Source organism: Sulfurimonas sp., from assembly GCF_027056685.1.
Taxonomy (GTDB): domain Bacteria; phylum Campylobacterota; class Campylobacteria; order Campylobacterales; family Sulfurimonadaceae; genus Sulfurimonas.
This window is the reverse complement of the sequence record NZ_JALUKE010000082.1, coordinates 1-13,258: the sequence shown is the minus strand read 5'-3', so window position 1 is coordinate 13,258 and position 13,258 is coordinate 1. Positions and strand designations below refer to the sequence as shown.

The 13,258-nt window shown below is 34.3% G+C and carries 15 protein-coding genes; 2 read left to right on the top strand and 13 right to left on the bottom strand.

The genetic code is table 11. The features are described 5' to 3' along the window. The 11 genes from MVY38_RS03625 to MVY38_RS03575 form a co-directional block, all read right to left on the bottom strand. Positions 1-275 (bottom strand): hypothetical protein (locus tag MVY38_RS03625; RefSeq protein ID WP_297483676.1); only part of this gene is annotated, 275 nt, incomplete at its 3' end. Then, positions 272-1,369 (bottom strand): site-specific integrase, encoded by a 1,098-nt coding sequence (locus MVY38_RS03620; RefSeq protein ID WP_297483674.1) that lies wholly within the window; start codon positions 1,367-1,369, stop codon positions 272-274. The genes MVY38_RS03625 and MVY38_RS03620, both read right to left, overlap by 4 nt. Before the next feature lie 250 nt (positions 1,370-1,619). After that, positions 1,620-2,918: a DUF481 domain-containing protein gene (locus MVY38_RS03615; RefSeq protein ID WP_297483672.1), complete on the bottom strand. Its 1,299-nt coding sequence runs from the start codon at positions 2,916-2,918 to the stop codon at positions 1,620-1,622. Continuing rightward, complete coding sequence (gene dgt / locus MVY38_RS03610) at positions 2,919-3,986, bottom strand: dGTP triphosphohydrolase (RefSeq protein WP_297483670.1); 1,068 nt, start codon at positions 3,984-3,986, stop codon at positions 2,919-2,921. Then, on the bottom strand, positions 3,986-4,516 hold the full coding sequence (locus MVY38_RS03605; protein WP_297483669.1) for an alkylphosphonate utilization protein: 531 nt from the start codon (positions 4,514-4,516) through the stop codon (positions 3,986-3,988). Before MVY38_RS03605 ends, dgt begins: the two co-directional genes overlap by 1 nt. Before the next feature lie 49 nt (positions 4,517-4,565). Continuing rightward, complete coding sequence (gene argB / locus MVY38_RS03600; RefSeq protein WP_297483668.1) at positions 4,566-5,423, bottom strand: acetylglutamate kinase; 858 nt, start codon at positions 5,421-5,423, stop codon at positions 4,566-4,568. Then, on the bottom strand, positions 5,413-5,649 hold the full coding sequence (locus tag MVY38_RS03595) for a hypothetical protein (protein ID WP_297483666.1): 237 nt from the start codon (positions 5,647-5,649) through the stop codon (positions 5,413-5,415). Before MVY38_RS03595 ends, argB begins: the two co-directional genes overlap by 11 nt. Before the next feature lie 8 nt (positions 5,650-5,657). Beyond that, positions 5,658-6,491, bottom strand: a complete 834-nt coding sequence (locus MVY38_RS03590) for an FAD-dependent thymidylate synthase (RefSeq protein WP_297483665.1) — start codon at positions 6,489-6,491, stop codon at positions 5,658-5,660. A 40-nt stretch (positions 6,492-6,531) separates the two neighbouring features. Then, positions 6,532-7,170: a protein-L-isoaspartate(D-aspartate) O-methyltransferase gene (locus MVY38_RS03585; RefSeq protein ID WP_297483663.1), complete on the bottom strand. Its 639-nt coding sequence runs from the start codon at positions 7,168-7,170 to the stop codon at positions 6,532-6,534. Between the two features lies 1 nt (position 7,171). Beyond that, a complete protein-coding gene (locus MVY38_RS03580; protein ID WP_297483678.1) occupies positions 7,172-7,912 on the bottom strand; it encodes a carbon-nitrogen hydrolase family protein in 741 nt (246 codons plus the stop codon). Further along, positions 7,899-8,921, bottom strand: a complete 1,023-nt coding sequence (locus tag MVY38_RS03575) for a ribonucleotide-diphosphate reductase subunit beta (RefSeq protein ID WP_297483661.1) — start codon at positions 8,919-8,921, stop codon at positions 7,899-7,901. Before MVY38_RS03575 ends, MVY38_RS03580 begins: the two co-directional genes overlap by 14 nt. Before the next feature lie 78 nt (positions 8,922-8,999). Between MVY38_RS03575 and MVY38_RS03570 the strand changes: the two genes are divergently transcribed. Beyond that, positions 9,000-9,968: a hydrolase gene (locus MVY38_RS03570; protein ID WP_297483659.1), complete on the top strand. Its 969-nt coding sequence runs from the start codon at positions 9,000-9,002 to the stop codon at positions 9,966-9,968. Here the strand turns inward: MVY38_RS03570 and typA are convergent. Beyond that, entirely contained in the window at positions 9,957-11,759 is a 1,803-nt protein-coding gene (gene typA / locus MVY38_RS03565) for a translational GTPase TypA (protein ID WP_297483656.1), read from the bottom strand. The two genes, MVY38_RS03570 and typA, sit on opposite strands and share 12 nt — an antisense overlap. A 117-nt stretch (positions 11,760-11,876) precedes the next feature. Between typA and MVY38_RS03560 the strand changes: the two genes are divergently transcribed. Beyond that, a complete protein-coding gene (locus tag MVY38_RS03560) occupies positions 11,877-13,157 on the top strand; it encodes a CCA tRNA nucleotidyltransferase (RefSeq protein ID WP_297483654.1) in 1,281 nt (426 codons plus the stop codon). Here MVY38_RS03560 and MVY38_RS11025 read toward each other — a convergent pair. Continuing rightward, the gene (locus MVY38_RS11025; RefSeq protein WP_366939753.1) at positions 13,096-13,233 is read right to left on the bottom strand and encodes a hypothetical protein; all 138 of its coding nucleotides are present in this window, start codon (positions 13,231-13,233) and stop codon (positions 13,096-13,098) included. The two genes, MVY38_RS03560 and MVY38_RS11025, sit on opposite strands and share 62 nt — an antisense overlap. Positions 13,234-13,258: the final 25 nt, after the last annotated feature.

Sequence of the window (13,258 nt, the reverse complement as noted above, 5' to 3'; positions counted from 1 at the left end):
TTCTTATCTTCATATACTTTTAAATGTTCATTCATTTCTAAATAATATGTATAAGTATTAATTAAATCCAAAGCCCTACTTATATTCTCTTTATTTATATTGGTTACTACTTCAAACTTTTCTAATATCGCTTGATTGCTAAAATCAAAATGTAAGTATTCATCGATTGATTGATTTATAATTGTTCTCTCGTTAATTAAAGTTTTCAATGCTTCACTATAATTAAAATCATTTGTATTTTTTGAAGCAGTCCATTCAGCTATAATTATTTTCATTTATATAATACCTCTACTGCATCCATTCCATTTTCAGGATTTAGTTTTGCATATCTTAGCGTTTGTTCTATTTTTGCGTGGTTCATAAGTTTCATAATTGTATAGATGGGTACTCCATTGATTGCAAGGTGTGAAGCGAATGTATGCCTAAAGGTATGTATAACGACTCTATTCTTTGAGTCCTTAGTATCAAGCCCAGTATTAAATAATCTATCTAATAACGGCTTTATTCTGTGCTGTAGTTGCCTTTGTGTAAGCTTCTCGCTGTGGTCGCTCTCATAGCTCACTACATAATCATTTACACTTAGAGTTTTTAAATACTCCTTGATACTCTCTAAGAAGTCTTTTTGTAAATATCCTGTATATGTTTTTTCTGTTTTGAAGTTCTGAAGTGTGACTGCTCCACTTGATAGATTAATATCTTTTTTTTGTATATTTAAAATTGTTTCAAAGCGTCCACCCGTTTGTAGTGATAAATCCACGAAGAGACTTACTAAAAAATTATCTTTTATCTGTTCTTTAAGCTGTTTGATTTCAGCCAACGATAAATATCTCTCTCTGTTGTTATCTACTTTGTATTTTTTAATACCTATGCACGGATTAAGTATTTTTAAATTATGTTCTTTGATACTGTGATTAAATATCGTACTTATAAGCTCTCTTATGCTATTCAGCGTTTGATGTGCTTTCCCTGTGGATTCTATCTCATCAAGTAATTTTATGATACTCTCTTTACTTATATTTTGAATATCCTTATTTCCAATTCTTGGCTTTATGTGGATATTGTATCGGCTCATTCTGTTTGAAGTGCTTTTTTTATCTTTGAAGTATGTTTGTGCAAGATTATCAAAAGTGACTATCTCTTTTTTCTTTTTGTTTGCTATTACTGTTATATCTTTACCGTGCTTCATTTTAGATATTTGTTCAGCTCTAAGATTAAAAGCGTTTACCTCTCGTATGCCGTCTGAATATTTACCGACTTTTACCCACTTCTTTTTCTTGTTATCATTTATATCATTGTAGGTAAAATAAAAGACTTTATCATTATCTTCTAAAGGATTATAATAAACACCCGTTTTTTTCGTTTTAATCATTGTAATAACCTCTTTATACTTCTACCTCATTTCTACCTAAAGATGGTAGAAATAGATTTTACTTGATTTTACTTGATAATTATTATACAATGATTTAATCCCTTTGTAAAGGGGTTTGATTGAAGTTTTTATAGACTTTAAGGAACTTGAAAAATACCTATGATGAGACGCTACGAATCACGCCTGTAAACGTTTCTCCTTTGGGAGTGCGTTTTCGCTCTAAACTTTACTTCTAAACGCGGTAACTTCCCTAAAACTCAATTCCTATTCCAACTAACATCTGGTAATCATTTTGTAATGGTTTTATACCATCAGAATCTACTTCAGGTATCTGTGTATGATCCCAAATCCCTGTAATGTCAAAATCTAACCACTCTAAAAGTGCATTTTCAAAAGTTAAAATCATATGGTGTTTGTAGCGTCCTGAGAGTTTGTTAGTAAGTGTAAGTTTATACTGATATTTTATGTCTGTTATATCTGAGAGCTCATACTCCAGTCGTGTACTAATTTCCAAAGAGGGTGAGAGCACTGAGCTGTCTGTTCCTTGTGGCACGGTAATGTAATTTGTTCGTAGTGCCGCAGGACCACCTGAGAGATCCCACTCCATCACTTTTGTTTTTATAACCGTGTACCCAATACCGACACCAGCAGTGTACTGTGAGCGTATATTTTTAAATTTATCAGTATAGTACTCTGAAAAAAGTGGTGTCCAGAAAAAATATCGTGTTAAATAGACATCATATTTCTCATTTACACGGTGGTCATTTGCTGTTTCAATCCCTTCAGCTCGTGAAACACGACCGATATAATCAAGCAAAAGTTTACTTGTCGCTGTACGCCTTTTTAGATTTGATTGCATCGTATAGTCGTACTGGTTACGATTTCCCCTACGAGTATCAAAACTTATTGCTATTTTTCCCGACCAGTATTGGCGCTCTTTATCACCTGAAGCCGCAAAAGAGACAACCTGAGATTTGTTAAAAGTAAAAGTCTCTTTTCCCTGAATTATACGAAACTTCCCATCTTTATATCGTAAAATTCCCGGAATAGTCGCCACACCCTCGACATTGACATCAATAATGTGATAACTCTTTATTTGCTTAATATCATCAAAATCAAAACTGTAAACCCCTATCTCTTCACTATCAAACTCAAGTTCATCATCAAACATTCCCTTAATTTGACCCTTAAACCACTCCCCCTTTTTTGTCTCTACCCAGTCATACGCTTTTGGAGTAGGGGAGAGCTTTTCCCAAGGTTGTTGCAGTTTTGAAATATCTATTTTTCCTGTTTTATCTATAGCTTTTACAACATTACCAACAGGCAAACGCACTGTTTTACTTGTGTTTGCATCGGAACGCTCAGCCTTTTCTCGTACTTCAGCATCACTCATTCCCGAAGTATCTTTAATGATGACAGGTTCACCCTCTAAAAGTGCAGATTTATCCACAGACTGCATTTGTCTGCTTTGGTTTGTATCCACTGCGTTTACAAGATGCTCTGCAAACGCAGCGCTCAAAAGCATCAACAAAAACGCAACTATTTTCATCTAAAGTTTTCCATACATTTCATTATAAAAATTTAGAGCATATCTGTCACTCATACTTGCAATATAATCTGCCACCACTCTATGTTTATTACGCTTGTCAAGTTGTTGAAAATAAAAAGAAGGAAGCATTTTTTCTTCTTCCATAAGTCCTTTATAGAGTCCTTTTATTGCCTGTTTCCCAGCATACATTTTACGGACAATATTTTTATGTTGGTACATTTTTACAAAAAGAATCTTTTTAAGTTTTTTGATCTTTGTCTCTAGTTCTTTGTCAAAACCAACAGGCATCTCTTCATAGTTTGCAACTCTCTGCTTTGAAAAATCAAGTAATGAATAGACGAGATGATTTATAAGATGGGAGCTAAATCTATAACGAAACATCTCATCATTTTCACTACCTACACCTTCTAAAGCCACTTTATCCAGTATTTCACAAGCCAACTCACTCTCTTTTAAATCTTCAAAAGTGATAAGCCCAGAGTTTACACCATCGTCTATATCATGACTCATATATGCAATTTCATCCGCACGATCCACTACCATAGCTTCATACGATGGATGTTTATTTAGGTCGAACTGTGTATCTATAATTTTTGGTAAAAATGATTTTTTATAAGGATAAGAGTGTTTAAGAATCCCCTCTAAAGTAGCAAAAGTAAGATTAAGCCCATCAAAATTTTTATACCGTTTTTCAAGTTTTGTAACAACCCTAAAACTTTGAAAATTATGCTCAAAACCATTGACAAATCCATCTGCTTTTAGGCACTCATCAAGTGTATCACCGCCGACATGCCCAAAGGGAGTGTGTCCCAAATCATGTGCAAGCGCTATGGCTTCAGCAAGTGATTCATTCAAATCAAGTTGAGAAGTGATTGAGCGTGCAATTTGAGAAACTTCAATAGAGTGTGTGAGACGCGTACGAAAAAAATCACCCTCGTGATTTAAAAAGACCTGCGTTTTATACTCTAATTTTCTAAAACTACCCGAGTGAATAATTCTATCTCTGTCACGGGCATAAGGATTACGAAAATCCTTATCTATCTCATAAAAACGCTGGTAAGGTTTCATTAGGCTTTTTTAATGAATTCTGTTTTTAGGTAGATTTTTGTTCCATTTACACGACCTTCAACATGGTCATCCATATCATTTGGAAGCGTAATTCTCGTTACAGTTGTACCGCGTTTTGCAGTGAACCCTGCACCTTTCACATCTAAGTCTTTTAAGATTACAATGCTATCACCTGCATGAAGTTCTACACCGTTTGCATCACGAAATACTACTTTGTTTGCTTCTGCATTTATAGCAGCATCTGCAAGTTTTTGTTCCTCTTCTTCCATATACATCATATCAAGCATATCACTGCGACCGAGCTTATTCCATAAGATGTATGACATAACTTTCACCGCTGGAGTTTCACTCCACATTGCATCGTTAAGGCAGTTAAAATGTGTCTCATCAAGTTCATTATTTTCTATTTGTCCTTTGCAGTTAGCACAAACATAAACGCTCTGCTCTTCGCTACCATCGCTAACAGGCAGTTCCAAAACACTTACATCTTCGCTACTTCCACACAACTCACATACTTCACTTCTTGCCATTTTTTATCCTTTTAAAATATTTTTATAATTATACTGCCCAATAATTTAATTAGGCTTTTTTTATAACAGTTCCAACACCATCACTCGTAAAAATCTCTAACAAAATAGAGTGCTCTACCCTACCATCAATAATGTGTGCTTTCTCAACTCCAGCATCTACCGCTTCAAGACAAGCATCCACTTTTGGAATCATTCCACCGTGAATTGTGCCATCAGCCTTATAATCTTCAATCTCTTTTTGGGTCAAAGTCTCCAAAAGATTTTTCTCCTTGTCTAAAACACCAACAATGTCCGTCATAAAAAGAATCTTTTTTGCTTGAAGTTTTGCTGCAATTTTACTCGCTGCAAGGTCTGCGTTTATATTAAATCCTGGATGATTCACTGTGTTTCCAGAACCAATAGGTGCTATAACAGGAATAAAACCTTCATTGATGAGATTTTCTATCACTTTATTGTCAATATTTACTATCTCACCTACAAGTCCATATTTTCCATTTGCTTTTGGCTCTGCCACGATAAAATTAGCATCTTTTCCACTTATGCCAAGTGCTTTACCACCATGAAGATTTAAAAGGGCTGTTATCTCTTTGTTGATACTTCCACTTAGTACCATCTCCACAACTTCCATTACCTGCTCAGTCGTTACACGCATACCATCAACAAACTCTGAACCAAGCTTGAGCTTATCAAGCATTGCACTAATGCGATTACCACCACCATGCACAACAACAGGTTTAATACCAACAAGATAAAGTAAAATAACATCTTGCGCAAATTTCTCTTTCAAATCAGGATTAATTTGTGCCGAACCACCATACTTTATAACAAAAATCTCATTTTGATACTGTTTTATATATGGCAACGCATCCAGAAGAGTCTTTGCTGTCTCTATCTTTTTAGTTATCATCAGTTTTCTCACTAAATTTTATAACATCTTCAGCAGACTCTATCTGTTTATTTCTTGTCTTAAAAAATGCCTTATCTGCTTTCTTTTCATTATATGCCTGACACTCCTCTGGTACGGTACTACCAGGCTCTTGATTAATACTATCGCACATTGTTCCTGTTACTTTAAAGTTTGCACATCCACTAACAAAAAGAACAACTGCTGCTACTGCTAAAATTTTATACATATATATTCCTATTTTTTCTTCACTATCAAATCAAGATATTTCTGAGGTGTCACACGCATCATCTCTTTTGCAAGCCAGCGTATTTGGAAGTATGCAGCACCACTATCTCTGAGTGTAAAGTAATTTTTTAAACTTCTTAAATTAAATGTAACAACCATATCTACTTTTACATTATCAGTGATGATATGTTTAAAAGCATCCCCAACATTGCGCTTTTTTTTCCCATTTTGTAGGGCTTCATAAAGAGCTTCGGCATCTCCTTGAAACTCCTCTAAAAAGCTAAGAGAACTTTTTGCAACTGCAAGAGAGTAAAAATCTTCTACAACATTAAATTGATAATTTAACTTCTCATACATCCCATTGATTTCAACTCTATTATAAGCTGCATCAGCTGTAACAAACATATTAAATCCAAGCACTTTTTTTATAAAAAATTCTCTGTCATCTCCTACTTTAGAAGCAACAAAAGCATTAATGAGAGAGCTCATTGTATAGCGAGTACTACGAACACTTATGGCTTGAATTCTGTGACGGGCATGTTCTTGCAGCACTCCACGGCTTGTTCCACGAATGAGATAACTAAGGTTTGCATGTTCTAAAATGGAGTGGTGAAAGTATGTCCAAGCCAAATCATCAAGAAGGTTTGACTCTTCTATTTCATTCAGTGTTTGGCACATCTCTTTATTTGGAAGTCTATTTTCTATCTCTTGGACAATATCGTTTTCACTATTTGAAAAGCTGTCATAACATGTACGAGCTGCAGTTTCAGCAACACCAATGCCAGTATCTTGAAGCAAGACTACCGTTGGTTTTGTATATTGTATACCGTACATCTCTTCCATCAAACACTCCGCTTTAGTATAATTTTACTATTTTAACATATTACTTCTGCACACCATCTAAAATAGGTACAAAATCACAATCTTCGAGTTCCTCTTCCACTATGCGTGAACCATTTTTCATAAAACGCATAATGACCTGCTTTTCCCCTTTTTGTAAAGGAGCCACGAGTATTCCCCCATCACTTAACTGTTCAAAAAGTTTTTCTGGTATCTCTTTTGCAGTTGCAGAAAAAAGAATTCTGTCATAAGGAGCATAGGAAATCCAGCCATTTTGACCATCATCTGTTCGCGAATGAATGTTGTTAATTCCCAAATCTCGAAAGCGTTTTTTTGCCTCCATCAAAAGCGGTTCAATCCGCTCAATGGTAAAAACACCTCGAAAAAGATGTGAGAGTACCGCTGCTTGATACCCACTCCCACAACCAACTTCTAAAACTCTATCTGCACCGCGAGGAATGAGGTACTCTGTCATTTTTGCAACAGTTAAAGGTGAACTTATAAACTGTGCTCCTCCTATAGGCAAAGCATCAAGCTTATAAGCATTGTGACGAAATCCAGTTGGAACAAAAGCCTCTCTATTTGTGCTTGCTATCGCTTCTTTTACTGCTGGAGAGAGCAGAAATCTCTTCTCTATTTCATCTGCCATCCGTGCAGTTTTCGTTGCTGTTATTCTATCCAAATTACTCTATCCCCACATCCATATATCTTCGCATTAAAGATATATCTTTTTTATTATATTTGACCTCTAAGCAAGGCTTATTCCCATTGTAAAAAGCTTCACCCTGTGGTGAAATTATAGCGCTTATTCTTGTGCACTCCTCATTTTTAGCATCACTTGCAACAACATAACATTGATTTATAAGTGCTAAAGACTGCGTTAAAATTTCAAAATGTTTAGCCCGTATTTTCCCCCACCAAGCAGGAACAGCTATGATGTCAGCCCCTTCACATTTACACCATAACTCCTTGAAACGCAGTTCAAAACAGATTAAAATTGCAATTTTTATGCCATCAACTACAACAAAATCAATATCGTCTATATTTCCCTCTACAAAATATTTCTCTTCGCCGCCAAATTTAAAAAGTTTTGCCTTAGCCCTCTCATAAATCACTGCACCATTGTGAAATACTTTTGCAAAATTATAAACACCACCATCGCGTTTTTCTATAATTGTTAGTATAACTGTTTTGTTTGTGCTGGCTTTTTTTATAGACTTAATGGCAGATGAAGCAAACGCAGTAACTGCATCAAAATTCTCATAATCAAAGCCCGTTAAAGCAACTTCTGGAGCAACGATAATGCTATTTTTTTGACTATTATCTATAAGTGTAAGAAGTGTTTGTAAGTTAGCGTTATAATCAGATGTAGTTTCAAACGAGAGAGAGCAGAGCGTATGCTCAACTCTTTTAGAAGTCATCATCAAAAGAGAGGCTACCTTTTGAGTAGTTTGCTACATTTCCTTCAAAGAAATTTGTTTTTTGATCATTAAATTTTGAAAAATCATCTACCCATTTAATAGGGTTTGTAACATTGTAAAGTTTATCAAAACCAACAGAATTCAATCTATCATCTGCTAAATATTGTATATATTGTTCTACAATATCATTTGTAAGTCCAAGGATTTGTCCTTGTGTGATATATTTTCCCCAATCAGATTCAAGTTTTACAGCTTCTCTAAACATATCATATACATCCGCTTTTAACTCATCTGTAAATAAATCAGCTCGCTCTTTTCGTAGTGTATTTATAAGATTTTGAAAAAGTACAAGGTGTGTCACTTCATCACGCTGAATAAAACGGATCATCTGTGCAGAACCAAGCATTTTTCCAGAGCGTGCAAGTGTATAGATGTAAGTAAAGCCACTATAAAAATAGATACCTTCTAAAATTTGATTTGCAAAGCAAGCTTTTAAAAAGTTCTCATCCGTTGGATTTTTTGCAAGCTCTTGGTAAACTGCTGCAATTGCATCATTTTTATGTTTAAGCATCATATCTCTACGCCAAAGGTCATAGATTTCATCAGAGTGTGTCGAAATACTGTCAACCATTACTGCATAACTTTGCGAATGCAATGCTTCTTCAAAAGATTGGCGTACTAAAATAAGGTTAATCTCTGGGGCAGTCACATAAGGATTAACATTGTCAATTAGGTTATTTGTTTGAAGAGAATCCATAAAAATAAGCTGTGAAAGAGCCTTATCATAGGCTGTCTTTTCTGCATCTGTAAGTTGTTTATAGTCATTTACATCACGAGTCATATCGACCTCTTTAGGAAACCATGTATTGTTTAACATTACTTCCCAAAGGTTATATGCCCACTGATATTTAATATTGTTAAGTTCAAAAATACCTGTTGGATTACCACCAAAAACTTTTCTGCCATTTACATCTTCAGTTGAATCAGGGTTATATATCTGCTTTCTATTCATAAAAAATCCCATCCTAATTATAAGTGGATTATTTTAGCACTATGTCCATTAAAAACTGATTATTAGATACAATATCCTATGAAATTCACTACAAAAAATTTACTTTCAAATAGACATATTCAAACATCTTATGCAACACTTTTTAGAAAGCCCTTTTTAAAAGATTGGGAAATTGAAGAGTTCACTCTTAGTGATGGAGATTTTATAGAAATTTATTGGCAAAACAGACCTAAACGCAGTGAGTGTAAAAAGATTGCTATTTTATTTCACGGGCTTGCAGGCTCTTACAAATCACCCTATATTCAAGGTGCGGTACAAGAGCTTTGTAATGATGGATTTGCCTGTGCGGTTGTACATTTTCGTGGATGTGCTTTAAAAGAGAATCTTCTTGCACGCTCTTATCATAGTGGAGATACAAAAGATAATCTTGAATATTTGGAGCATATACATAAAAAATACAAAGCTGCGAAAATTTATTGTGTTGGTTACTCTCTTGGGGCGAATATGCTTCTTAAACTTCTAGGAGAAGAAAAACAAAACAGTTTTATAACAGCAGCAGTTGGAGTTAGTGCCCCACTACAGCTTGAAATAGCGGCAAAAACTATAGATAGTGGAGGAGCAAAAATTTATCAAAAAAGACTTTTAGATGAATTAAAAATATCACTACTAAAAAAATTTAAAAAATTTGATTTTGAAAAACTTATTCATCTAAAAGAAGAAAATGTTAAAAATATGAAAAGTATTCGTGAATTTGATGAACTCTATACTGCACCTATTCATGGTTTTTCTTCAGCGGATGATTATTATGCTAAAAATAGTGCAAAGCAATTTTTAAAATATATAGAGACACCCACACTTATAATTCAGGCAAAAGATGATCCATTTATGACACCGGAAGTTTTACCAAAAAAAGAAGAAATTTCAAAATTTATCACTTTAGAAGTAAGTGAAAAAGGTGGTCATGTCGGGTTTATTGAAGGAAATCTTTTCAAGCCAAAATATTGGCTTGAAAAAAGAATAGTCGAGTATTTTCGACTATTTGCGTGAGTTACGTTTTCTCTCACTCTCAGTTAAGAATTTTTTACGAATACGAATAGATTTTGGAGTTACTTCAAGAAGTTCATCATCTTCAATCCACTCTAAAGCACGCTCTAAAGACATATCACGAGGTGGCACAAGTTTAATAGCTTCATCAGCTCCAGATGAGCGGACATTCGATTGTGCTTTTCCTTTAATAGGATTTACAACCAAGTCATTTTGACGAGAATGTTCACCAACAATCATACCTTCATATACTTCAGTCTGCACACCGATGAAAAGTGTTCCACGGTCTTGAATACCAAAAAGAGAGAATCCAAGAGTTGAACCAGCAGTCATAGATACAAGTGCACCATAACTTCTTGACTCAACAGCACCACTAAATGGACGGAACTCTAAGAAAGAGTGGTTCATAATACCTTCACCTTTAGTATCTGTTAAGAACTGTCCACGGAAACCAATTAATGCACGAGCAGGAATTTCAAACTCAATTCTTTGGAAACCTTGACCCATAGGCATCATAGATTTCATCTCAGCTTTTCTTTTACCAAGACGCTCAATTACAGTACCACCAAGTTCTTCAGGAACATCAATTACCAAATGTTCAAATGGTTCACATTTTACGCCATCAATCTCTTTAGTAATAACTTCTGGACGAGAAATACTAAATTCATAATCTTCACGACGCATATTCTCAGCAAGAATTGTAATTTGAAGTTCACCACGACCACTTACCTTAAATTTACCCTCACCAACAACTTCAAGTTTCATAGCAACATTTGTTGTCATTTCAGCTTCAAGTCTATCTTTGAGTTTATTTGAAGTTACATGTTTACCCTCTTTACCAGCAAGTGGAGAGTCATTTACAGCAAATACAACTGTAAGTGTTGGCTCTTCAACATGCATAGGATCAAGTGCTACAGGATTAACTGGATCACATACAGTATCTCCAACATCAACAGTTTCCATTCCTGCAAACGCAACAATATCACCAGCTTCTGCTTGGTCTATTTCCATACGATTAAGACCCATAAAACCAATAAGTTTAGAGATTTTTCCTTTTACCATTGAACCATCAGCTTTTGCAAGCATAACATTATCACCTTTATTTACACGACCATTAAAAATACGGCTAATTCCAATTTTACCAACATAGTTGTCATAATCCAGTGTAAACACTTGTGCTTGAAAGTCATTGTCTGGTGAACCTTCAGGTTGTGGAACATGCTCTAAGATAGTTTCAAAAATACATTGAAAATCTCCACCCTCTTCATCCATATCGAGTTTTGCAATACCATCACGCGCAGCAGCATAAATAATAGGAAAATCTTGTTGCTCATCTGTTGCACCCATATCTGCAAAAAGGTCAAACATTTCATCTACAACACGATCAGGCTCAGCAGAAGGTTTGTCAATTTTATTGATAACAACAATTGGTTTTTTACCAAGTGCAAGCATTTTTTTAACAACAAATTTTGTTTGTGGCATAACACCTTCATAAGCATCAACAAGTACTAAAACACCATCAACCATTTTAAGAACACGCTCAACCTCACCACCGAAATCAGCATGACCCGGAGTGTCAATAATGTTAATTTTATAATCTTTATAACGGATAGCCGTATTTTTAGAAAGAATCGTAATACCACGCTCTTTTTCAAGTGCATTGCTGTCCATTGCTCTTTCATCATGTTGTTCATGTGAACCAAAAGTACCAGATTGCTCTAGTAGTCCATCAACCAAAGTTGTTTTACCGTGGTCAACGTGTGCGATAACCGCAATATTTCTAATTTTTTGCATTAGTGGTTTCCTTTATTTGGAAAATTTTCGCGATTATACCCTAATTATCATTACATCCTTGTAAAATAAGTGCTATACTTTTTAAAAGAGAAATAAAAAGCGAGTAAATGTATAAAAATGAGTGTCAAATACCCAAAGTCTTTACATCCAATTTTTCTAAAACTTATTAATCATAATATCAAACCTATCATAGTCGGTGGATATATCCGAGATTCTCTTTTAAACCAAGAGTCTCAAGATATTGACATAGAACTTTACAATATTGACTCTCTTGAATATGTAGAAAAAATTTTAGAGGAGTTTGGTAGCGTCAATAGTGTTGGAAAATCTTTTGGTATTTGTAAATTAAAATACAGAGATTTGGAGTTAGATTTTTCACTTCCTAGAACTGATAGCAAGATTGCATCTGGACATCAGGGATTTCAGATACAAGTGGACACTTCATTAAACTTTATCCAAGCAAGTAGTCGTAGAGACTTTACCATAAACGCAATGGGATATGATATAAAAGCAAAAAAACTACTTGATCCCTTTCATGGCATAGAAGATTTAAACAAAAAACATCTCAAAGCAGTTGATTTGAAAAAATTTGATGAAGATCCACTAAGAGTTCTGCGTGCAATTATGTTTAGTGCCCGTTTTGAGTTTTCACTTGAGAGCTCTCTGTTTATAAAGTGTAAATCTATGATGCAAGCCAATGTTCTCAAAGAGTTAGCACAAGAGAGAATTTTTCAAGAGATTAAAAAGATTTTACTTCAATCAAAAAAAACATCACACGGCTTTTTACTTTTAAAACATCTTGATGGCTTTATTTTTTTTAATGAATTTATCCTTTTAAGTGAAGAAAAATATTTTGACATTCTAAAAAGTCTTGATATTTTTAAACAATATTATTTTACAGAAAATGAGGATACTAATATAACAGTTATGTTTGCTCTTTTATGTTCAAAATTTACAATAACAACACAGAAATCATTTTTAAACAAACTTACAAAAAATAAAAAGATGATAAATACAATAGAAAAACTAACCCAAACGCAGCTGCGTTTAGAAGATTTACACAATTACGATATTTATAAATTAGCAACGAAAGTAGATATATCACTCTACTGCGTTTATCTTTATGCCCTTTATCACAACAATAAAAAAAGAGAAATAGATAATTTAGTAGATAAAGCAAAGAGATTAGGAGTATTTCACAAAAAAGCAGAGCCTTTTATAAAAGGGAGAGAACTCTTGGGCTTTAGTTTACAACCATCAGCACTTTTTTCAAAAATATTAAATAATACTTATGAAGCACAGATGCATGAGAAGATCAAAAATAGAGAAGAGGCCCTCATTTGGATTCAAAATTATCTAAGTCTGAAAGATACCTTCCTTGAACATAATCAGGATTAATTTTTTTGATAAGTTCAAAACTCTCCTGCGTTTGAATATTTTTCATCCATGTTTTTATTCCCTTTTCATGAGCCATAGTTACAAAACCATCAACAATATTC

Excerpts from the sequence above, each read along its gene's own strand:
- argB (WP_297483668.1), bottom strand. The coding sequence starts at position 5,423 with ATGATAACTAAAAAGATAGAGACAGCAAAGACTCTTCTGGATGCGTTG.
- dgt (WP_297483670.1), bottom strand. The coding sequence starts at position 3,986 with ATGAAACCTTACCAGCGTTTTTATGAGATAGATAAGGATTTTCGTAAT.
- MVY38_RS03560 (WP_297483654.1), top strand. The coding sequence starts at position 11,877 with ATGAGTGTCAAATACCCAAAGTCTTTACATCCAATTTTTCTAAAACTT.
- MVY38_RS03570 (WP_297483659.1), top strand. The coding sequence starts at position 9,000 with ATGAAATTCACTACAAAAAATTTACTTTCAAATAGACATATTCAAACA.
- MVY38_RS03590 (WP_297483665.1), bottom strand. The coding sequence starts at position 6,491 with ATGGAAGAGATGTACGGTATACAATATACAAAACCAACGGTAGTCTTG.
- MVY38_RS03575 (WP_297483661.1), bottom strand. The coding sequence starts at position 8,921 with ATGAATAGAAAGCAGATATATAACCCTGATTCAACTGAAGATGTAAAT.
- MVY38_RS03605 (WP_297483669.1), bottom strand. The coding sequence starts at position 4,516 with ATGGCAAGAAGTGAAGTATGTGAGTTGTGTGGAAGTAGCGAAGATGTA.
- MVY38_RS03580 (WP_297483678.1), bottom strand. The coding sequence starts at position 7,912 with ATGATGACTTCTAAAAGAGTTGAGCATACGCTCTGCTCTCTCTCGTTT.
- MVY38_RS11025 (WP_366939753.1), bottom strand. The coding sequence starts at position 13,233 with ATGGCTCATGAAAAGGGAATAAAAACATGGATGAAAAATATTCAAACG.
- MVY38_RS03595 (WP_297483666.1), bottom strand. The coding sequence starts at position 5,649 with ATGTATAAAATTTTAGCAGTAGCAGCAGTTGTTCTTTTTGTTAGTGGA.
- MVY38_RS03615 (WP_297483672.1), bottom strand. The coding sequence starts at position 2,918 with ATGAAAATAGTTGCGTTTTTGTTGATGCTTTTGAGCGCTGCGTTTGCA.
- MVY38_RS03620 (WP_297483674.1), bottom strand. The coding sequence starts at position 1,369 with ATGATTAAAACGAAAAAAACGGGTGTTTATTATAATCCTTTAGAAGAT.
- typA (WP_297483656.1), bottom strand. The coding sequence starts at position 11,759 with ATGCAAAAAATTAGAAATATTGCGGTTATCGCACACGTTGACCACGGT.